Annotated in this window: 17 protein-coding genes; 1 reads left to right on the top strand and 16 read right to left on the bottom strand. The window is 62.9% G+C overall.

The annotated features are described in order from the left end of the window. Positions 1–76: 76 nt before the first annotated feature. The 3 genes from hisD to ACQS5P_RS17595 are packed head-to-tail and all read right to left on the bottom strand — an operon-like array spanning position 77 to position 2,071. A complete protein-coding gene (gene hisD, locus ACQS5P_RS17585) occupies positions 77–1,402 on the bottom strand; it encodes a histidinol dehydrogenase (protein ID WP_428937926.1) in 1,326 nt (441 codons plus the stop codon). Beyond that, positions 1,374–1,757 carry a hypothetical protein gene (locus tag ACQS5P_RS17590; protein WP_428937927.1) on the bottom strand — a complete coding sequence of 128 codons (384 nt, stop codon included), beginning with the start codon at positions 1,755–1,757 and terminating at the stop codon, positions 1,374–1,376. Before ACQS5P_RS17590 ends, hisD begins: the two co-directional genes overlap by 29 nt. Next, positions 1,754–2,071 (bottom strand): DUF4190 domain-containing protein, encoded by a 318-nt coding sequence (locus tag ACQS5P_RS17595; RefSeq protein ID WP_428937928.1) that lies wholly within the window; start codon positions 2,069–2,071, stop codon positions 1,754–1,756. The genes ACQS5P_RS17590 and ACQS5P_RS17595 overlap by 4 nt, the downstream gene beginning before the upstream one ends. An 87-nt stretch (positions 2,072–2,158) precedes the next feature. Between ACQS5P_RS17595 and ACQS5P_RS17600 the strand changes: the two genes are divergently transcribed. Then, the gene (locus tag ACQS5P_RS17600) at positions 2,159–3,247 is read left to right on the top strand and encodes a hypothetical protein (protein WP_428937929.1); all 1,089 of its coding nucleotides are present in this window, start codon (positions 2,159–2,161) and stop codon (positions 3,245–3,247) included. Positions 3,248–3,332: 85 nt separating this feature from the next. Here the strand turns inward: ACQS5P_RS17600 and ACQS5P_RS17605 are convergent, their stop codons facing one another. From ACQS5P_RS17605 to ACQS5P_RS17665, 13 genes are all read right to left on the bottom strand, one after another. Continuing rightward, a complete protein-coding gene (locus ACQS5P_RS17605) occupies positions 3,333–4,202 on the bottom strand; it encodes an isocitrate lyase/PEP mutase family protein (protein WP_428937930.1) in 870 nt (289 codons plus the stop codon). A gap of 400 nt (positions 4,203–4,602) precedes the next feature. Continuing rightward, positions 4,603–6,108: a hypothetical protein gene (locus ACQS5P_RS17610; RefSeq protein ID WP_428937931.1), complete on the bottom strand. Its 1,506-nt coding sequence runs from the start codon at positions 6,106–6,108 to the stop codon at positions 4,603–4,605. Between the two features lie 84 nt (positions 6,109–6,192). Then, positions 6,193–7,728, bottom strand: coding sequence for a hypothetical protein (locus tag ACQS5P_RS17615; RefSeq protein ID WP_428937932.1), 1,536 nt, complete (start codon positions 7,726–7,728; stop codon positions 6,193–6,195). Positions 7,729–7,737: 9 nt separating this feature from the next. Then, on the bottom strand, positions 7,738–9,174 hold the full coding sequence (locus ACQS5P_RS17620; protein WP_428937933.1) for a hypothetical protein: 1,437 nt from the start codon (positions 9,172–9,174) through the stop codon (positions 7,738–7,740). Further along, the gene (locus ACQS5P_RS17625; RefSeq protein WP_428937934.1) at positions 9,171–10,646 is read right to left on the bottom strand and encodes a hypothetical protein; all 1,476 of its coding nucleotides are present in this window, start codon (positions 10,644–10,646) and stop codon (positions 9,171–9,173) included. Before ACQS5P_RS17625 ends, ACQS5P_RS17620 begins: the two co-directional genes overlap by 4 nt. A gap of 18 nt (positions 10,647–10,664) precedes the next feature. Beyond that, the gene (locus tag ACQS5P_RS17630; RefSeq protein WP_428937935.1) at positions 10,665–12,146 is read right to left on the bottom strand and encodes a hypothetical protein; all 1,482 of its coding nucleotides are present in this window, start codon (positions 12,144–12,146) and stop codon (positions 10,665–10,667) included. Continuing rightward, complete coding sequence (locus tag ACQS5P_RS17635) at positions 12,143–13,705, bottom strand: hypothetical protein (protein ID WP_428937936.1); 1,563 nt, start codon at positions 13,703–13,705, stop codon at positions 12,143–12,145. Before ACQS5P_RS17635 ends, ACQS5P_RS17630 begins: the two co-directional genes overlap by 4 nt. Before the next feature lie 2 nt (positions 13,706–13,707). Then, the gene (locus ACQS5P_RS17640) at positions 13,708–15,252 is read right to left on the bottom strand and encodes a hypothetical protein (protein ID WP_428937937.1); all 1,545 of its coding nucleotides are present in this window, start codon (positions 15,250–15,252) and stop codon (positions 13,708–13,710) included. Positions 15,253–15,383: 131 nt separating this feature from the next. After that, positions 15,384–17,042: a hypothetical protein gene (locus ACQS5P_RS17645; protein WP_428937938.1), complete on the bottom strand. Its 1,659-nt coding sequence runs from the start codon at positions 17,040–17,042 to the stop codon at positions 15,384–15,386. Positions 17,043–17,130: 88 nt separating this feature from the next. Further along, positions 17,131–18,873 carry a sodium:solute symporter family transporter gene (locus ACQS5P_RS17650; protein WP_428937939.1) on the bottom strand — a complete coding sequence of 581 codons (1,743 nt, stop codon included), beginning with the start codon at positions 18,871–18,873 and terminating at the stop codon, positions 17,131–17,133. A gap of 213 nt (positions 18,874–19,086) precedes the next feature. Beyond that, the gene (locus tag ACQS5P_RS17655; RefSeq protein ID WP_428937940.1) at positions 19,087–19,935 is read right to left on the bottom strand and encodes a type II secretion system protein; all 849 of its coding nucleotides are present in this window, start codon (positions 19,933–19,935) and stop codon (positions 19,087–19,089) included. Positions 19,936–20,059: 124 nt separating this feature from the next. Beyond that, entirely contained in the window at positions 20,060–20,566 is a 507-nt protein-coding gene (locus ACQS5P_RS17660; protein ID WP_428937941.1) for a hypothetical protein, read from the bottom strand. 80 nt (positions 20,567–20,646) lie between these two features. After that, entirely contained in the window at positions 20,647–21,447 is an 801-nt protein-coding gene (locus tag ACQS5P_RS17665) for a type II secretion system protein (RefSeq protein WP_428937942.1), read from the bottom strand. Between the last annotated feature and the right edge of the window lie 42 nt (positions 21,448–21,489).

The raw sequence follows: 21,489 nt of genomic DNA on the forward strand, positions 1-21,489 counted from the left end.
AAAACGGATCGCCGGCGAGCAGCCCAATCCATACCAGACGAGAAACGCTCATCTGCAATCTCTGGCGCTCTGCTTCTCACTGGCTGTTCATCCGAATCCGAATGCTCGCCGCGTGCCCATCAAGCTGTTCGGCCCCGGCCAGTTCGATAATCGCCCCCGCATCTTGCCTGAGACCCTCGGCCTGGTATCGCACCACGCTGGATCGCTTGAGAAACTCGTACACGCTGATGCCGCTGCTGAACCGCGCGGTGGTGTTGGTAGGCAGGCAGTGGCTCGGGCCGGCGATGTAATCCCCCGCCGCGACGGGCGAATACGCCCCGACGAACACCGCGCCGGCGCTGCGAATCTGTTCCAGCACCCGCTGCTCGTCGCGAACCTGAAGGTTCACGTGCTCCGCCGCAAATCGGTTCGCCAGCTTCAACAGCTCATCCATCGATGGATGAATCACGATCGCACTGTCGTTGGCCAGTGCCTTCTCGATCGCCGCCTTGCGGTTTCGCGACCGCGTCTGCTCCCGCAGCTCCCGCTCCACTTCGCGTGCGATCGTCTGCGACGTGGTCAGCAGAAAACAACTGCCCGGATCGTGCTCCGCCTGCGCGATCAGGTCGGCGGCGATGAACTTCGGATTACCTGTTTCGTCGGCGATCACGACGATCTCACTGGGGCCGAGGAAACCGTCAATCCCGACACACCCGGCCAGCATGCGCTTGGCGAGCTGAACGTACGTATTCCCCGGCCCGACGATTTTATCGACGGCGGGGATGGTTTGGGTCCCGAACGCCATCGCCGCGATCGCCGCCGCGCCGCCGGCACGGAAAACGTGCTCCAGCCCCAGCTCATGACACGCCGCCAGCACCAGATCGCTTCGCCCGTACTTGCTCGGCGGCGTGCACACGGCGATGGTCTTCACGCCCGCGACCTGCGCCGGCACCGCCAGCATGATCAGACTCGACGGATAGCTCGCCTTGCCACCGGGAAAGTACAGACCCGCGCTGTCCAGCGGCGCGAAACGGATTCCCAGCTCCACGCCCGGTCGTTTCAGCGGCGGCGGCTCGGCGGGCATGATGTGCGTCTGATACTCTCGCACCTGCGCGATCGATCGCCGCAGCGCCGACATCTGCTCGGCACTGATCCGCGCCGCAGCTTCGCGCATCTCCTGTGGCCGGACCCGGATCTGCTCGGCAGTGAAGCCGGGATCATCGAACTTCCGCGCCGAATCGACCAGCGCCTCGTCGCCTCGCTGCGCCACGTCGGACATGATCTGCTGGACGTCGGCCGCCTGCCGGGCGCGCTCGCCGCGAGACAGCGCCATATCCACCGGGTCCAGTCGCAGTCTGCGCAGGACCTGTTCGACCTGCTCGCGATCGCGCGGTTCATCCAGCCTGAGAATCGGAATCGTCATTGTCCAGCATCCCCTGTTGTCTCATTTTCTGTTTGAGTTTTGCGATCATCTCCGGATCGACGGCGTGTCGTTGCCGCGGCGCCGGGCGCGTGGCGCCGCGGGCAGCGTCCTGGGGCATCAGCGGCGACGTGCCGAATCCGCGCACCGGCTCGTGCAGCGGCACCGCCGTCGGACGCCCGGCACAGACCTTCGACGGAAACAGCCACACCGTCAAGGGCGCCGCCAGAAGAATCCCCACCCGACTCCAGCGACCTTCCTCCACCGCCTCGGTGATCTGCTCGAACCAGCGGATGATCGAGATCATCACGAACACCGCGCCGGCCAGCAGCATCAGCCATGTCAGGCAGCTTGTCATTGGCTCGCTTCAACCACAGGCAGAAGATACACGACCGCTGCGATGATGAGGCTGGCGAGGCTGCTGAGGATGCCCACCCAGGCCAGCGCCTGCCCACGCGGGTATTTTGGGTTCGGCTCGTTCAGTTGTTTCAGCGCCACGGCGCCGCAGATGACGCCGGCCACGCCGAACACGATCAGCACGCCCATTTCGATCAGGCTGAAGATTCCCAGAACCGCCGACACGATCGCCAGCGGATTGCGCTGTCGCAGCCACAGGCCATACGCCGCGGCGCGACGCTCGTATTCTTCGGTCTCTCGGCCAAACAGGGGCATCGGTTACCATCCGCCGCTACGGGTTGCGTGCATCAACTCTAGCATCTGTTGCGTTGATTGACGATCTGCCGGTACTCTTCGCACCGCATGGCCAGCGTGCTTCATCTGATGCCGGCCGAGCCGGACTACCAGACCCGGACCGCGGTTTGCCAGCTTACGCGGGGGCAGTCGCCCGCCGCGCAGGTCCGCACCGTCGGTCGCGGCGGCGACTTCGGAACACCCCTGCTGGCCACGCTGAAACTGCGACGCGAGATCGAGCCATTCGACCTGGTTCACGCCTGGGGTGGTGAGGCGCTGTTCGCAGCCATCGCCTGCGGCGCCCTCCGGCCAGTGGTCTTCACGCCCACGCGATTTCCCACGCAACAGGATATACGCTGGCTGCGCGCCGTCGCACAGGTGCGCGATCTCCAGATCGTCTGCCCGACCGATACGATGCGACGCCGACTCGTCCGGCGCGGCGTGCCGATCGAGTGTTGCCATCTGGTCCGGCCGGGCGTCGAATTCGCCCGGATCAATCGCCGACGAGACGATGCCCTGCGCGCCAGGCTTGGGCTGGGGCCCGACGACTGCGTTCTGCTGGGCGCCGGCGAGTCGCTGCGCGGCGCCAACCATCACGCCACCATCCTCACCGCCGCTGTTCTGCATGTCTTCGATCCCCGCTACAAGCTGCTGATGTGGGGCCGCGGCCCGCTGGCGCAAGCCGAACGCGCGTTCGGCTCGAAGATGCTGCCGGTGAACTTCCTGGCCTGGGCGACGGATCACCTGGGCAGGGATGTGGCATTCGAGCGGTTGCTGGCGGCGGCGGACGCCGTCCTGGTGACCGCCGACGCCCCCGTGCCTGTGCTGCCCATCGCCGTGTGCATGGCCGCGGGGCTGCCAATCGTGGCGGTCGTCACGCCTACCGTTTCCGAGCTGCTGGAGGATCGTCACACCGCGCTGATGGTGGGGCGATGCACCTCGCGAGTGCTTGCGCGGCGGGTGCTCGATCTTCAGGACGACCCGCGGCTGGTATGGTCGATCTGCGACATGGCGCGCACCGAGGCGTATGAGTACTTCGCGATGACCCGCTTTGTCGATCAGCATCGCTCGCTCTACGAGCAGCTTGCCAGCGGACAGAAGGTACACATTCCCCAGCCTGCGCCCGGCGCGGGACTGCGCTTCCACGCCCGCGTGTAACCGCCGGAGTCGGACAACCTCATGTTGCAGTTTGGCGATAGCTGTTTCGGCGCGATCTCGGATTCCAGGCTGCTGTGTGCTCCGGTCAGTCGCGCACTCCGAATCGCTCGGCCAGCCGGTACTTTTCCTCCACCCCGATCAGATCATTGAACTCGTCGAAGCTCATCATGCGCTGGCTCATCGCCGCAGTGGTCTGATCGCGATACAGCGTGCGGTACACATCTTCCAGAGCGCGTGCGGCGGCGAAGATGCCGCACAGCGGATACAGGATCAGCGAGTAACCAAGCTCGACAAGCTGCTGCCGCGAAAGCAGGGGGGTGCGGCCTTTCTCGATCATGTTGGCGACCATCGGCCTTGGGACGCGGCGCCCGATCTCGGCCATCTGTTCCAGCGATACGGGCGCTTCGACGAAACAGGCATCGGCGCCGGCTTCGCGCGCGGCGTTCATGCGCGCCACGGCCTCGTCCAGGGACACCGCCGCCAGCGCGTCGGTGCGCGCCACGATGAAAAAGTCCCGCCCGCCACGCGCCTCCACCGCCGCACGAATCTTGTGGATGTACTCCTGACGCTCGATCACCTTCTTGCCCCGCATGTGCCCGCACTTTTTCGGCCAGACCTGATCTTCCAAAAAGCATCCGGCGGCGCCGGCGCTGATCAGCTCGTTGACGGTTCGGATGACGTTCAGCGGGTTGCCGTAGCCGGTGTCGGCATCGACGATGATCGGGATCGAGACGCTGCCGCATATTCGACGCGCCCGCTCAACCATCTCCGTCTGCGTCAGCAGCCCAAGGTCCGGCTCGCCGATGCTGCTGGCCGCCACCGAGTAGCCGCTGACAAAGCTCATCGGAAACCCGACCCGCTGCACAAGCTTGGCCGAAAGGGTGTCGTAAACGCCGGGAAAGACAATCCAGCCGCCTGAGGACTCCAGGACCTTGTGGACACGGGTGGGGTTCATGATGGGCAATTCTCGCGGTCGGTGCACTGCCGCGTCAACAGAATTGTGAGGCACGGATGGTTTGCGACCGCAATCGGCGTCTCACTGGCGCTGGCCCTTTGCTCCGCGTCGCCTGTGGCGAGAAGTGTGCCCGGATTTGCGAGATCGTGAATGAGCGATCCTGGCCCTAAGTTGGAATTTGACCGCGAGCACGCCAGCCTGTGTCACGGGCGTCGCGCCTGTGCCCAGTGGCATGAAGTGATGAACAATCCAGATGTCGGAGTCTCGAACTCGAGCGCACCCTGCATGGCCGGGACGGCCATGCCACAATTGGCTCGGACGTGTTACGGGCATCCCGCCCGTGTGCGCGGCCATCGCACGGCCGGGACGCCCATGACACACAGCGCAGCGGTCGTGAGCGTTACTCCTCTGCCACGGTATACGTGACGTCATCCAGCCACACCACGCAGTGTTTGCTGTTGGCCCACCCGAGGTTGAACACCCCGAAGCGGTCGAAGACGGCGCCCTTTTGCTTGTCGCCCTCGGCCAAAGCCTGCTTCACCGTCTGTCCGTTCATGGTGAAGCTGATAAGCCCGCGGCCGTCGGCGCCGTCGGGATCGTATTCCAGCGTCCATTCGTACGAGGTGCCATCGGGCATGAAGGTGACGTAATCGCGACCCCTGGCCTTGCTTCCTTCCGACGTGCCGTACAGCGGTTGAACGATCCGCCCCGTGTCCGAGAGGCTGTCGAAGAACACGCCCACGAAGTTCTTCAGCGGCCAGCCCTGACCCGATGAGTTGAACCATCCCAGCGCTAACGTCGAGTCGATCATGTACTGGCGCGAGGCGAACTTTCCCCTGGCGGTGAGCTTGTGCTTCAGCGACAGCGGCCCGATGCGATCCCCGTAGTACCCCTGGAACTGGGTTTCCCACGGATCGACGCTCTGGAAGAACCCGCCGATCTCTCCGGGATTTGCCCCGCCTGCATTGTTGGTGTTGGGGCTGTAGCCGTAGTCCTGGGCGCCGTATTCACGTGTGTCTTCGATGAGATCGCGGTTACCCTTGCCTTCCCAGCCCGGGTCGTTGGCAAAGTCGTCAAACTCCCCATTGATGCTCAGGTCATCGAGGTAGATTTCCATTTCGCGCCCGGCAATCTGGTTGTTGAAGATGCCGAAGCGATCAAAGCTGGCGCCGTGCCTTCGCAGCGGCGGGGGCAGGCTGATCACGCACTTGAGGCCGCCGAACACGATCGTCGCCAGCCCGGCGCCGTTGGCGCCCTTCGGATCGTAGCGAAACTCCCACTTGAGCCGGGTGTCCGGCGGAATGCGGAATGGCTCGCTGGGGTCGGACTGCTTCGAGGGATCGATGGGCACGATCGAGCCGCTGGTGCTGACCAGATCCGCGCCGGCCGTCCACTTGCTTGTGCCCAGGCCCACGCCGAGGGCGGGGCGCTGTTCGAGTCGGGGCGCGTGGGTGTCGGTGTGCGCCATCAGCTCAAATCCGAGGAAGTTTGGCGGCCGCCAGCCCTGCTGAGCGCTGTTGAAAAACCCGAAGAACACCGTGCTGCCGGTCTGCCATCCGAATTTCGTTGTGGATTTTTTCAGACAGAAGCTGCCGGAAGCGCTCAGGGAATCATCCAGTGTGAACGGTCCGATCTTCTTTGCATAGTACGCCGGCGTGACGCTTCGCCTCACAACTCCGCCGATCTCGCCCGGCGCGTCGCCCGCATGGTTGGTTTTCGACCAGCCGAAGTCCTGCTGTTTGCGCACGGGCGGGAGCTTGATGCGATTTCGCACGCCTTCCCATCCCGGATCCTTGTCAAACGTCTCGGTCTTCTGGGTCATCCGCGGCGGCTCGGCGCCGCCCCCGAGCAGCGCCGACAGCGCGAGCGCGCAGCACGAAATCAGCCAAACGCGTCTCCTGGTCATTCCTCACCTCATGGCATCCTGGCTGCACCCACGTCGCGCCAGTTCCAGCTCGAGCCCGGTTAACGTCGCCGCCTGCGGCAAACGTCACTCCACGCCGCTTGTGTACGTGATGTCATCGAACCAGACGACGCAGTGTTTGCTGTTGGCGCCGCGAAGGTTGAACACGCCGAAGCGATCCAGCGTGGCCCCTTTGGCTCGATCGCCGTCGGACAGCGTCCGCCTGGCCGTCTGCCCATTCATCGTGAAGGTGATCTGCCCGCGTCCGCCGGCCGCATCGGGGTCGTATTCCAGCGTCCACTCGTAGTCGGTCCCATCCGGTAGAAACGTCAATCGCTGGCCATCGCCGTCGGCACTTCCATGGCTCGTGGCGTAAACCGGAAATGCAATCCGTCCCACGCTGGTGAGGCTGTCGAAGATCACGCCGACGAAGTTCCTCATGGGCCAGGGCTGTTCCTGCGAGTTGAACCATCCCAGCGCGACGGTGGAATCCACGGAGTATTCGTTTTCGCTGGAGAACCTGCCGCGAGCCACGAGCTTGTGGTCCAGGTTCAATGGCCCGACCCGATCGCCGTAGTATCCTTGCAGATCCTTCTCCCACGGATCGACGCTCTGGAAGAATCCACCAAGCTCGCCTGGTCTGGCACCGCCGGCGAAGTTGGTGTCGGGGCTGTAGCCGAAGTCCTGGGCGCCGTACTCGCGAGTGTCCTCGACGAGATCATGATTGCCCCTGCCATCCCACTGCGGGTCCGTCGCGAAGTCGTGCTTCTCGCCGTTGATCGTAATGTCGTCCAGGTAGACCTCGATGAAGTCGCCGCACAGCGGGTTGTTGAAGATTCCGAAGCGGTCGAACGTCGCGCCCTGCTCGCGATGGTGTTTTCCGATCCCAATGCTCGTGGGCACCCCGTCGAAGACGATGGTGATTTCACCGTACCCGCCGCCGCCTTTGGGGTCGTAGCGCAGCTCCCAAGTGTGTTTGGATCCATCCGGCGGTACGCGGCGCATCTGTTCCTGAATGAGCTGCTTGACGTTCCGATCCTGCACCTCGCCGGTGGTGTTGAGGAACGCTCCGCCCGCCGTCCATTTACTCGTGCCGTAGCCAACCTCCACGCCCGGGCGCGATTCGATCTTCTCCGCTTCTGTATCGGTGTGCGTCTCGAGGCGGAAGCCCAGGTAGTTGATCGGCCGCCAGCCCTGTTCAGCATGGTTGAAGAATCCCACAAAGACGGTGCTGCCGGTCTGCCAGCCCTTTTTTGTGTTGGCCTTGAGGACCGCGATCGTTCCCGAGGCGCTCAGCTCATCGTCGAACGTGAACGGCCCGATCTTCTTGCCGTAGTACGCGGGCGTGACGCTCCGCCAGATGACTCCGCCAATCTCGCCCGCAGCGCTGCCCGAGTGGTTGGTCTTGCTCCACCCGAAGTTCTGCTGCTTGCGCACCGGTGGGCGTCTGATGCGGTTTCGCACCCCTTCCCATCCAGGGTCTTTGTCAAACGTCTCGGTCTTCAGCACCATCCGTTTTGCCGCCGGTGACTGTGCCGCGGTGGGCTGCTCGACACGGTCTGCGCACAGAACCAGACCACATGCCAAGACCACGATCCTGCCAAAGGCCGATTTCCGTTTCATGGTTGCTGTTCACTCCTGCTTGGCCGTGTAGGTCAGGTCGTCGAGATACACGACCTGCCCGTTGCCATCGACCCAGTTGGAGATGATCCCGAAGCGATTGAACCTCACGCCCGCAGTCTTGTGTCCCTCGGGCAGGTCCATCGTTGCCGACTGCCCGTCGAGCGTCACGATGATGCGCCCGCGACCATCGGCCCCGTCGGGCAAGTACTCCAGGCTCCAGTCATGGGGCCTGTCGTCGGGATTCAGGCGGGGGCAGTTGGGGATTGCGTTGCCGGGGTTGCCGCCGCCGGTGTCACCGTCCAGCCGATACGTCGGATGGAAGAAGTATCCTTCGCGCGTCGGCCCCTTGATCGCGACGCCGAAAAAGCACCTGGGCAGGTAGTCGATCCAGCTCCGCGGCGACCTGGGCAAGTTGGGATCGATCGTCGTGCTCTTCGGCACGTTGAAGAAACCGATCAACGTGGAACTGTCCTGCACGCCCCGGCGGTAAATGATCTTCCCCGACGCCCGCAGCGGCCTTTCCAGCGTCAGCACCTCAAGCCGATCAGCGTAGTAGTTCACCCCATCCGGCAGCCGAATGTCCCCGCGAAAAATCAGCCCCCCGATCTCTCCTGGCGCTTTGCCCCCGGCAAAGTTCGTGTTGCTGTAGCCGTAATCGCTGTACGGGCGGTCATCGCGGCTCTGGTACTTGCGGCGATTCTGAAACGCCTCCCAGCCCGGGTCCTTCGCCAAATCCACCGTCTGGCCATTGATCGTCAGTCGATCAATCCAGATTTCCAGCGGATCGTCGTCGTGTTTCATCACATTGAAGACTCCAAAACGGTCGAAAACCGCGCCATCGGATTTGTGGCCCGGATCAAGATGGGTAACGGTGGTGTGCCCGTCGATGGTCGCGGTGATCGTTCCGCCGCCGCCGTTGCCGCCCGGGTCGTAGGTGAATGACCACTTGTGCTCGAGATCCGTCGCGAAGCCGATGTGCTCCGTCTTCTGGTTCGAGGTGAAGTGGCTGGAGCCGGCACGCCACCGCTGCGTCATGTATTCTTCATAGGCAAAGAACGTTTCGCCCCGGCCCATGATCCGCAGTGCCACGCTGTTTCGCGTTCGCCAGGCGTTGGCGGTGGAGGCGTTGAAGAAGCCGATCATCGCCTGCCCCGTGCCCTTCCGGCACAGAAGTCTTCCCGAAGCCCTCAGCGTGTCTTCCAGCGTTCGCGGCGTGATCTTCATCGCGTAGTAAGCCGGCTCGCCAGCGATGGTGATCACCCCGCCGATCTTCCCGTCGCGGTAGCCAAAGTCCTGGCGGATCGTCACCGGTCTGGCGAGCCGGTTGTTCAGCGACTCCCAGTTCGGGTCGCGATCGAAGCTTGCAGTGCGCTGCTGGAGCAGGCTCTGCGCTTCGAGCGATCCCGCCCACGCCACCAGCACACACGCCAACAGCGTCCGAATCATTGACTCACCGTGTACGTCAGGTCATCCCAGTACACGTCCTGGCTGTTGCCGTCGATCCACGTGGTGATGATCCCGAAACGGTCGAACGTCGCCCCGCTGGTCTTGAACCCCGCCACCAGGTCGATCGTGCGCGATTGGCCATCGAGCCTGACGGTAATCTGCCCGTTGCCGCCGGCGCCGTCCGGGTCGTACTCCAGGCTCCAGTCGTGGCTCGCGCCATCGGGGTAGATGTGCGGGAATTGCCGCGGATTGCCCGAGCCGCTGACTGCTCCCTTGCCACGGTACACCGGATAGAAGCAGAATCCTTCGCTGCTGGGGCCTTCTATGTGGATCCCCACAACACACTCGCCGATCGCGTTGTCCTGCGATGGATTGGAACGCATGCTCGCGGTTGAGTTGTAGAATCCGAAGCAGGTTGTGCTGTCGGTCACACCGCGCCTGAACGCGATCTTGCCCGATGCCTTGAAAGGCTTGTCGAGGGTGAGCGGGCCGATGCGATCCCCATAACACGCCATCCGCTCCGGATAGCGGCAATCGCCGCGGAAAATCTGCCCGCCCATTTCGCCCTGATTCTTCCCGCCGGCAAAATGCGTCGGGCTGTAGCCGAAATCGAACCACGGGCGAACGATCCGCGACTGCCACGTCGCGCGATTCCGGTGGCCTTCCCATTTCGGATCCTCGTCGAACGTTTCGGTCTGACCGTTGATCGTCAGATCGTCCACCCAGAACTGCGTGCCGCGGTCGTAGCTCTTCATGACGTTCATGATGCCGAAATGCGTGAACCTGGCGCCGTCCTCCTTGTGACCGGAGTCCAGGTCGCATACGGCGGTCTTGTCGTCGAAGGTCGCGATAATCGCCCCGCGCCCGCCGTTGGCCTCCGGGTCATACTTGATCGACCATTTGTGCGTCTTGCCGCCGCTGGCAAACTCGATCGGCTTGGCCCGGCTGGAAGTACGGTTCTCGATGTCGTCGGTGAACAACTGCCCCCCGGCACGCCACTTCGACGTGCAGTAATCCGCAAACACGTACAGATGATCCCCACGACCCTGAATGCGCAGACCCAGCGTGTTGGGCGTGCGCCACTCGTTGGTCGTCCGGGCGTTGAAGAAGCCGAGCTGAACGTGGAACGCCCCATCGGCGGCGGCAAACACGCCCGATGCGCTCAGCGGCTCGTTTAGCGTCTTTGCCTCGATCCGCTTGCCATAGAACGCCGCCTCGCCTGCCTGCTCGATGTATCCGCCGATCTCCCCCGGCGCCTTGCCGCCGGCGTTGTTCGTCCGGCTGTACCCGAAGTCCTGCTTGACCGTCACCGGCTCCAGCTTCCGCGCCGAGCGGTTGTTCACCCCTTCCCAGCCGGGATCGTTGTCGAAGGTCTCGGTCCTGGTCTTCTGCGCCGTCGCCGGCACAAGCGCCGCCAGCATCGTGGCCGCCACAATCATCGCCGCGAACCCATCAGTTTTGCGATTCCGCATCGGGCTGCTCCCTGGTTTTCACTGCGAAACGGTGTAGGTCAGGTCGTCGAAGTAAACGTTGGTTGCGTTGCCGTCGATCCAGCTCGTGATAATCCCGAACCGGTCGAACGTGGCGCCGATCTGCTTATGCCCCTCGGCCAGGTCGCACGTCACGCTCCTGCCATCAAGCGTGACCGTGATCCTCCCACGACCGTCGGCGCCGTCGGGATCGTATTCCAGGCTCCAGTCGTGCGACTTGCCGTTGGGATAAATCTGAAGCGGGGGTTGCGCCCGGCCAGCCGAGCCTTGCCCGTCACCATTCACGCGATAGCAGGGATAGAAGAAAAACCCCTCGCTGCTCGGGCCTTCGATGGTCACGCCCACGGTGCTCTTGGGCATGCCCGAATCCTGCCGGTCGCTCACTTCCATGCTCGTTTTGGAATTGAAGAATCCGATCGTAGCGCCGCTGTCGCTGACGCCGCGCGTGAACGCCACCTTGCCCGAGGCGCGAAATGGCTTGTCCAGCGTGATCGGACCGATCCGGTCGCCGTAGTACGCCATCCGATCCGGATACCGGCAGTCTCCGCGGAAGATCAGCCCGCCCATCTCCCCCGGCCGCTTGCCGCCGGCGATGTTGGTACGTGGGCTATAGCCGAAATCAAACCGCGGGCGGACCATCTGCGTCTGATACGTCCTGCGGTTGTTGCGACCTTCCCACTTGGGGTCCTGGTCGAAGGTGAAGCTCTTGCCATTGACTGTGATGTTGTCGAACCACACTTCTCCGCCCGTATCGGCGCTCTTGATCACGTTCAGGATCCCGAAACGATTGAAGGTGGCGCCGTCGGCGCGATAGGCCGGGTCGATCTCGCACACCGAGGTGTAGTCGTCGATGGTCGCCTTGATGACTCCCTTCCCGTCGTTTGCTGCGGGGTCGTACTCCAGTGACCAGGTGTGCACCACGCCGCCGCAGCGGAAGCCCGCCGATTCCACCTCGCCTTCCTTGGGCACCGCCACGCCCTTGAATCCGTGTCCGCCGATCGACCCGATCCGCCACTTGCTGGTCAGATACTCCAGATACGCCAGAAACCGATCGCCTCGACCGTTCAATCGCAGCACGATCGTGTTCGGCGTTCGCCATTCGTTGATCGTGTCGGCATTGAAAAAGCCGACCAGGATGTGGTACTGCCCATCGGGGCAGGCGAACGTGCCGGATGCGCTGAGTTTGGTGTCGAAGGTCGCGGTGGGGATCGGCAGGGCGTAATACGCCGGCTCTCCCGCCGGTGAGATGAACCCGCCAATCTCTCCCGGCTTGCCGCCAGCGTGGGAGGTGCGGCTGTAGCCGAAATCCTGCCGCACCGTGCGCGGCTCGACGGTGGGGCGGTTGTTGTGTCCGTCCCATTTGGGATCGCGGTCGAAGGTCTCCGTTTTCGTGCGGGCAGCGGCGCCCAGCCAGGCCGGATTGCCGCCAACGAATACCGCGCACACCACACCCGCAATCAACGTTCGCCAGAAAGGTTTCATGAGTTGCTCTGGTTTGTCTGTTGGTTACGCCGCTGCCGCAGCATCGCGGCGGCAAACACACCCGCCGCCAGTGCACCGATCATCGTCGGCTCCGGGATCGCCACCGTGTACATCAGGTCATCGAAGTAAATCGTCTGCCCGTTGCCGTCGCGATGCGTCGTGATGATCCCGAACCGATCGAAGCTGGCGCCAATCGCCTTGTGACCGGGAAGCAGGTCCATGAAGACTTCCTGGCCGTCGAGGCTGACGGTCAGCCGCCCGCCGCCTCCGTTGCCCTGCGGGTCGTACTCGATCTCGAAATTGTGCGATGTGCTATCGGGATAGATGTAGGGCGGATTGTCCCCACGAACCAGAGGGCTTTGTCCCTCCTGGTCGATCCCATAGGCCGGGTAGAAGAAGAATCCTTCAGCGCTGGGTCCTTCGATCGCGGCGCCCATGAAGTTTTCGGGGGTGGGATTGTCGTTGGTGCTGTCGCGGACGCTGCCGGTCGAATGGAAGAACCCGATCAGCGTCGTGCTGTCAGTTACACCGCGGACAAACGCCACTTTCCCCGACGCCTTCAGCGGCGTGGTAAGGTCCAGCGTCTGCTGAAGCCGGTCTCCGTAGTATGCCATCCGCAGCCCCTGGAAGTCCGGCCGCGAGTCCCCGCGGAACGTGTGCCCGCCCATCTCGCCTGTTCCCGCGCCGCCGGCAAAGTTCGTGTTGGGGCTGTAACCGAAATCAAACCGCGGTCGCACATTCGTGCTGGTGTAGGTGGTGCGGTTGCGCAGGCTGTCGTAGCCGGGGTTGCTGGAGAACGTCTGCGTCGCGCCGCCGTTGATTGAAAGATTATCCACCCACAGCCGCCCCGGGCCGTCGTAGCTCTTGACCACATTGAGCAGACCGAAGCGATTGAACGTCGCGCCATCAAGCTTGTGCCCGGGATCGAGGTTGAAGACAGTCGTGATGCTGCCGATCGAGGCGGAGATGGCCCCGCCGCCGCCATTGGCGTTGGGGTCGTAGCTCAGTGCCCAGTTGTACACCGCCGAGCTGTTAAACAAGTACTCGCTGCCGCCCGGACCCACTGCCTTGGCGCCGGCTCGCCACTTCGACGTGCCGTATTCGCCGTAGGCGTAAAAGTAGTCGTCGCGTCCGTAGATTCGCAGCGCCAGCGAATTGGCCGCTCGCCACTCGTTGATCGTGTTGCTGTTGAAAAACCCCAGCAGCGTGTTTCCGCCGCCTGCTGCGACCTTCAGCGTGCCCGAGGCGCTCAGCGGCTGATCCAGCGTGGCGACGGGGATGGACTGGGCGTAGTAAGCCGGCTCGCCGCAAGGCGTGATGAATCCGCCGATCTCTCCGGCGGGACCTCCGGCGTTGCTGGTGAAGCTGTACCCGAAGTTCTGCGTGACGGTGGCGGGCGGCGGGGTGGTGGCGCGGTTGTTGCGCCCGTCCCATCCCGGATCGCTGTCAAACGTCTCGGTTTTCATCACCATCTGCGCCTGCGCGGTGTCTGTCGCCGCGCGCAGCAACGCAAACAGCGCGACGACCAGCACCGACAATCGGCCGATTGTGTTCTGCATTTTCACTGCCCCACAGAGGAAACCTGCATGGGAGGATCGATTGTGAACGAATAGAGCCTGCCTCCGTGCGGAACGGTAAAACGCAGTCGCATGGTTCCATCAGGTGCGATGTCGCGCAGCGATTTGCCGCCTTCGAACGCGACTTTGTGCTTCAGCGAATCCCCCTGCACCGTCGCCTTGCCCAGCGCCTGGTTGCCCGCGACGTTCAGTACTTCTACCTCTATCGGGCCGACGCCGTTGATGTACATTTCGCGGCCGTCGAACGACAGCGGCCTGGTGGTCAGCGTCCCGCCATTGACGGAAACGAACCCATCCGGCCGCAGCCGCGCGCGGAAGATCCCGCCGCCGCTTACCCGGTAGTGCCTGGGATGGTTCTTGCCCCATGAGCTGGAGCCGTAGTAGTAGATCAGCTCGTCGCCGATGCGAATCGGCGGATTGGAAAACTCGGTCATGTATCCGCCGTCGTTGCGCGCGTCGTTGCCGCCTTCCTTGCCATTGGGGACCCAGACTTCGGGGATGCCGTCGTCGTTGGCGAACGGCACCTTGTGCCAGTGCAGCCCGTCGCGACTGCACACCAGCTTCATGAACGCGCAGCCATTGGCCGAATATGGATAGTCCCCGCCACCGTGCCACACCCGCAACCCGCCCAGCCACATCGACTCGTATCGCCAGGCCGTCGAGGAGTAGTATTCATCCCACGGCATGTCGCCATTACGCTCGTTGGCCGTCGGAACCAGGTCCAGCCGCTGAAGCCGGTTCAGATTCACCGGCTGATCCAACCGATCGACGAAGAGAAACCCCCGCGAACGCAGACGGTTTTCGTTTTCCACGTTTTCCACCGACGCAAACCGGATGCACGCCAGAAAACGGTTCTCCCGCTTGTCGTGATAAAACGTCGTCACATCGCCGCTGCCGTTGAGCCGCCGACCGTCCTGTTCGATCGTGCGGCTGCCCGAGACCATCACGTGTGGCCCGCGGTTCCACTTGATCCCGTCGGCCGAGTACATGTAGTACTGCCCCTCGCGATTGCCCTCCCAGTTGGCGAAGTGCAGCCAGCCCTTGTACGGATACTGCGGATCCTTTTCGTCATACGTGAACGACCACAGGTCCACGTTGGTCGCGCTGGTCTTGGAAACCGGATCGTACAGGTCGATCTCGATCCGCTGCGGCTTGCCATCATCCCCTTTGATCCAGTTGATCGCGTCCGGCGATGTGAAGCGATACAGCCGTATCCGATCGGCACTGGGCCCCGGCCAGCTCGAACAGAACGACAGCGCGATCATCACCCATTTCTTGAGCCGGGGGTCGTAGACGATGGTTCCGTTGGCCTCCAGCGTCGCCTTGTGTTCGCCGAACTCATCCTCCAGCGCGATCACCGGCTCGTTGCCGCCGTTGTCCTTCTTCGGCTGGTGCAGCGTGCGCTTCAAATCCTTCTGCTGGCTGATCAGGTAGTCATCGATGAACAGTTGCGCCTCGCCGCTGCGCAGCTTGATCGTGGTCAGCGGGGGGTCGGCGGCGCAAGCCGTTCGTGCTGCGATGACAAACATAACGATCATCGCCAGAACTGAGGCTCCGAAGCACAGGGGAACAGAAACGCCAACAGCAAGCCGAGGCGAGTTCCGTCGGTCGTTCCTGCCTTCGCGGCTGTGTGCCTGCGCGATTCCAGTCAGTGTCGTGTTCATTCGAACTCCAATCCGTAGATCCTGGCCTTGTCCAGCCTGAAGCGGAGCATGATCGGCTTGCCCGGCTCGACGCCCAGGTCGTTTGCCTCGTTCTTCCACGTGACCGTCGTGAGGCATTGATCGCCAATGATCGGCTGCGCGTCGGCGAAGCTTCGTCCGGGCAGGGGCTGGTTGTCGGGGCCGGCCACTTCAACCAGGATGCTCCCGGCGCGCTCGGTGACGGCGTTGATCTTCAGGGTCTTGCCCGGCGGCAGGAAAAGCGGCGTGCTGAACTGCCCCTGCCCGTCGGCCACGATCGCCATCAGCCGACCCTTCGGCCAGACCGCAAAACCCGTATCGTACGCCCAGGCCGTTCGCGGATATTTGTGTGGATACAGATACCCCGTGTACGGCACTGCCCAGCTTCCATCCGGCAGCTCGATCATGTTCGGGCGCGTGAACACGCAACCGCCGTCCCACTGGCCGAACTGTGTCGTCTTCAGCACCGGCGAGCCGGGCGCGCGATGCCACAGCTCGCCGTCATAGCTGGCCTGAAGCTCGATGCTCGTCGTGTCCGAGAGCTGGTGATAGATCGCCGGAAACATCAGGTAATGATCCGGCGCCCCGGGGATGGTCGTGTAGGCGTTGGAGTAATACGTGTCGGCGGGGGGCATGTCGCTGCCGGCCTCGACGATCACCTGCGACAGCGGAAACTGCTCGAAATGTTCCGATTCGCTGCGACCAATCGCGCGACGCGGCAGCCAGTTGTGTCCCTTGATGTCGCGCGACGGCAGCGGCTGGCCTTCAGCTCGCGGGCCGACCGAATGGCTCCGCGTGAACATCACGTATTTCTTCAGTCTCGCGTCATACCCGGCCACCACCTGCGTGTCGCTCGGCTCGATGCTGATCGGCTCAGGCAACTCCGTCCAGTTCAATCCATCCGGTGAAACCGCGCCAACGATGCAGTCGCCGAACCACCCCGAGCCTTTCTCGGTCGCCATTACCGAGTACGGCTTGCGCTTCTTGTACTCCTCGAGTTTCTCCGGATCGAAGTGGCTGTGCTTGACGGCCTTGAAACGCTGCTGGGGCGGGGCAATGGGGTCGATGAACACGGTGCCGACGGGGTAGGGGATCAGGTTATTCGCCCGGCTACCGTCGTACTCCACCAGGCCAAGGGGGGGCTTCTCCCACGTCCTGCCGTCCCTGGATTCCAGATAACACGTGTAGCCGGCGCCTTGCGCGTCCTGGCAGTTGCCCCATGCGCGGAACTTTTCGCCATCCCGAACGATCGTGCCGATGCTCAGTCCCATCTGTTCCCAGGGCTTGTCGCGCGGGATGATCGGCCCGAGGCGCTGCGCCGGCTGCGCCTCCAGTCGCACGCCCAGCGGCGCCTCGTGGTAGAGCATCTTCGCGTCGTGCGGCCCGACCTTCACGCCGGGGGCGAAAGGCCCGCCGGTCTTAGCGTCGATCCACTCCGGCGCGCCCGGCCGTACGAAATACCAGGTTGTGAACACGATTCGCCTGCCGGCCAGTTGGTAAGGTTCGCCGGCGGGGCGGTCGTGCTCGATCGCGCCTGCCGGACGTACGAACAGGCCCGTGGCGATCACGACGCCCGCGACGATCCACGCCACAGGTAAACAACAGGTCCACGAGCCCCGGCGATGGGGCCGGCTCATCTGCTGATCCTCCGCCTTGGTTGGGTGGGCATCGCGCGTCAGCGTGCGCGCTGAGCGGAGCGGTGCCTGCCTTGCCGCGATCGCATCGTCACACCCGCGCCGCCGCAGGCGCGGTGGCGGGCGCGGCCGGCTGACCATGCCCGTCCTCGATCGGCAATGCCTGACGCATCACGTTCCGCCACGTCAACTGCTTCTGCTGTTCCGTCGCGCGACCGGGCAGGATCATCGACATCACGTATCCGCCGATCAGCGTTCCCACCAGACCGAACACCGTCGGCCAGATGAACGTGATGATCTCGCTGCCGAAGACCGATTTTTGCCCGAAGGCGATGAACAGCGCCGCTGCGGTGCCGATCAGGCCGCCCGCCAGCACCCCCGCGCTGCTCGTCCGCCGGGTGAACATCCCAAGGATGTAGATCCCCAGGATCGGCCCGGTAAACGTCTGGATCACTTTGGCGCCGATCTCCAGGACGATGCCGATACGGCTGACGTTGGCGGCGATAAGAATCCCCACACATCCGAAGCAGAGGGTGGCGATGCGGGAGACGAACAGTTGCTGGCGGTTCTCTCGGTCGGCGCGGGCCGCTGCATGACGCAACGCCTGCTGCGACTCTTCAGTCTCGGTTTCGTGGTGCTTGGCCAGAGTGGCCGCGGGCTTGCTGGGCAGCGCCACCTGCCGGCCCAGGTACAGTCGGTTGTAGAAATCCACCACGATGACCGAGGTGCAGGAGTTGATCGCCGAGTCGATGCTCGACAGTGACGCCGCCAGGATCGCCGCCACCACCAGTCCGATCAGCCCGGTGGGAAAGACCGTCGCCATGAAGTGCGGGAAGATCCGGTCGGTGTTGCTGGCAATTTCCTGTGGAAGCTGGTGGGTTTGATAGAAGGCGAACAGCGCCAGCCCGACGAAAGCCAGACCCAGTGTCCAGATCGCGTCGCCGCAGGCGTTGATGATGAAGGCCTGTCGCGAATCCTTCAGGCTCTTGGTGGTCTGGAATCGCTGGACCATGACCTGGTCGCTGGTGTAGCCGGCCATTCGGCCGCAGATGGTGGTGATCAGAATGGCGGACATGGCCTTGGGCTCGCCCATGTACAGCAGGAACTTATCCCACAGCGAAGCACCTTCAGGGATGGGCAGTTCGTAGTAGAAGTCGATTTTTCCGGCGTCCATGCCCAGGCGCCAGACCGCCGCCAGCCCACCGTCCACGTTCCAGAGGATCACGCCGCACGCCACCGCCACGCCCGTGAGCATGATGCAGAACTGGATGATGTCGGTCCAGATGACCGCCTGGATGCCGCCGAGCATCGTGTACAGGGTTACCACAGCGCCCAGGGTGATGATCAGGGGGATGGCCTTGAGCGCGCCGCCGGTGATTGTTTCGATCGCCAGACACGGCACGTACAGGGCCGTGCCCATCCACCCGACGCGCCACAGCAGGAAGATGCACGCCGCCAGAGTTCGCACCGCCACGTTGAACCGCCGCTCCAGGTATTCGTACGCGCTGACGGTCTGTAGCCTTCGGTAGAACGGCAGCGACACGTAGGCCACCCACGGATACAAAAACAGCCACGAGAACACGCCGACGGTGAAGATCAGGCTGTACTTGAGCACGCTCGACGGGCCGCCGATGTAGTCGATGCCGCTGTTCAGCGCCGCCATCAGCGACAGCCCGATGGGCAGCCAGCTCATGCCCCGCCCGGCCAGGAAGAACGATTCCAGCCCTTTTTGTTTCCGCGAGAAGTGCGCCCCGATGCCGACCAGCATCGCCAGATACGCCAACACCACCACCGCATCGAACCAGGTGAAATTCGTCTGCGCGATCAGCAGCATCGCAGATGTCCTTCCGTGCTCAGAACCCCTTGATCGCCCTCGGGAAGATTCGCCAAGGCCCGCCGGCGCGCACCTTCACTGCACATTGCTCTATCGATCAGAGGCAGGTGATCCATGTGACCGCCGCTGAACCCGACCACAACGCCCAAAGCCCTTGTGTTTTCGCCATATGGCCAGCACGCCCCGCGCGGTGCCGGACGTGGTCGCTGAAGTCTACTTAATCCCCAGCGCGTTCCGCACCTTCTGGAGGTTGTCCTCATCGAATGCCCACCGGAAGAGCATCAGCATGTGCTTGTCAGGATCTCCGAGCTGCTTGTATCCCCCGATGATGAACCAGTCTTTTCGATCCATCACACAGTAGGTTACGTGGCCATCGGTCCAGCCGACGACCATCCCGTAGGGCCGCTGATGTGGCCAGTTGGCTGGAACGTAGGGGTTGTAACCAAACATCTCGGTCGTCAAAGACCTCACGCCCTTTTTGATCTTCCCGGCGACGGCCTTCTCGATGAACTCGCGCTCGTCGGCTTGATCCTTTGAGTATTGCGATCCCAGACTGCCAACCGACCCGTGTCCGCCGATGCGATAGAGGTATCCACTCCAGATCCGCCCATATGAGCTGGAGTTCCAAGCCGACTTCCACTCGCCTTCCCAATTCTCGTAGACGAAGTAGGTGCTGCTTGGGCAGTAGAAGATTCGGCCGTCCTTGACGTATTTGCCGTACACCAGCCATCCGAGGTTGGCCCATCCGTCGCCGGTCGTACCGCCACGGCCGTTGGGAAATGGCGTCTGCCGGCTGAAGTTGTCATGATCGCTCTTGTCAAAGCGGACGATCGAGCTGCCCGCCAGGTTGCCACCTGGAATGTAGACCGGCATCTTGCCCCGGGAGTTGGCCCTGTACATCTCCAGCCCCTGGAGCAGTTGACGCTGATTGCTCATGCACTGGGTGCGGATGGCTGCGGCGCGAGCCTTGTTGAGGCTGGGTAGCAGAATGCTGATGAGCACCGCAATAACCCCGATGACGACGAGCAACTCAACCAACGTGAAACCGGTTCGCCTGCGCATGGACGCTCCCGTGGGGCACTGAAGTTGTAGATTCTTTGAGAACTGCTCTAGGACGATTTTATCTTAAAAACAAATCCGGTGTCAATAGAAATTCGCGGATTATCTTTAAAATGCCGAGGCAAAATCAACCCGCCGGAACAAGCTGCAAGTCGGCTTCCTTGCCCGGCGGCACCTGCGGCGTCATGATTTGCGCGGCGGCGGGCGAATCAATGCTCACCCATCCATTGTCCCCGGTCCCCGGCCGCTTCACCTCGATCATCCGCAATTCGAACACCGCCCCCGGATCCTTCCGATCCATCGACTCCAGCTTCTTCTTGACCGCTTCGGGATACCGCTCCAGGTGTGAAACAAACTTCGTCTTGCCTCCGTCGTACGTCCAGACCTGGCAGCGGTAGGCGATCTTGCCTTCGTGTTCAAACGGCGGGATCTTGAGCGCGCTGTCGGCAAAGAATGTCTTGCCGTCATCGACCGTGTACCACGCTTTGGGCTCTGAACCCCCCTCAGGCGCCGCCATCCCCGTGTCGGACGAGAGTAGCTGCGCGATCAATACTCCCAGCGCCGCCAGGAGGATTATCCCCACCACTGCGGCCGTCACTTTCGGATGCTGATTCATCGAGTCGCGTATTCCCATGGTGTCATCTCTGTGCTGTTGTTGTGATCGCCGAAGCGAGCCGTGCTTGTCCTGCCCCGTGGCTGCGCCCGGCTGACTCATCAGTAGTACTGCGAGAACAACTCGCGGACCTTAGTGAAATCCTTGGTGTCGAACGCCTTGAACATGTGGAACTGGAACCCATCCACCGCCGCCGAATTGCTCAACGGCGGCAGTTTCAACGCGATGTCGTATTCGCGCTTGGAGGTGTAGACGAACTCGGCGTGGCCGTCGGAGTAGCCCACGCACACTCCGTAGGGTTGCGTGTGCGGCCAATGGCTTCTGGTGCCGCGCGGGCCGATGATATCACTGGAAAGTGCCTTGATTCCCTTGAATCGCCCGACTTTCAGCTTCAGCAGTTCCTGTACCTCCTGAGTGGTGATCCATCCGGGTTTGGGGTCGTTGGACAGTCGATACGAGTAGCCGATGTACTTGAAGTTCGGATCGTTGTACGGCCGTTCCCAGCCCTTGGGGTACATGAAGTTCTCGTCGGTCTGGGCCGGGCAGTAGAACCCACGGGGGTCCTTGAAGAAGTTGCGGGAGAAGAGCAATCCGAGGTTGAACCAGCCGTTGTCATCGCCACGCCGCGCTCCGATCACGTGCCGGGCGAAGACGATGTGGCTGCCGGAGGCGTTGGCGCCAGTGACCGGCTGCGGGATGCCACCCCTGTACTGATTGGCGTAGATGTGGATCGCGCCCATGAGTTGCCGCTGATTGCTGAGGCACGCCGCCTTCGCCGCCGCGGCGCGCGCTTTGTTCAGCGCCGGCAGGATCATGCCGATCAGCACGGCCACCACGCCAATGACCACGAGCAACTCGACCAGGGTAAACGCCGACAATCGGCGGCGGGCGCGTTTACACATAAAGCCTCCGCAAAGGGTGGATCTGCGGCTTGGAGCAACGTG

It is taken from the genome of Fontivita pretiosa, assembly GCF_050410795.1.
Classification (GTDB): Bacteria; Planctomycetota; Phycisphaerae; order Tepidisphaerales; family Tepidisphaeraceae; genus Fontivita; species Fontivita pretiosa.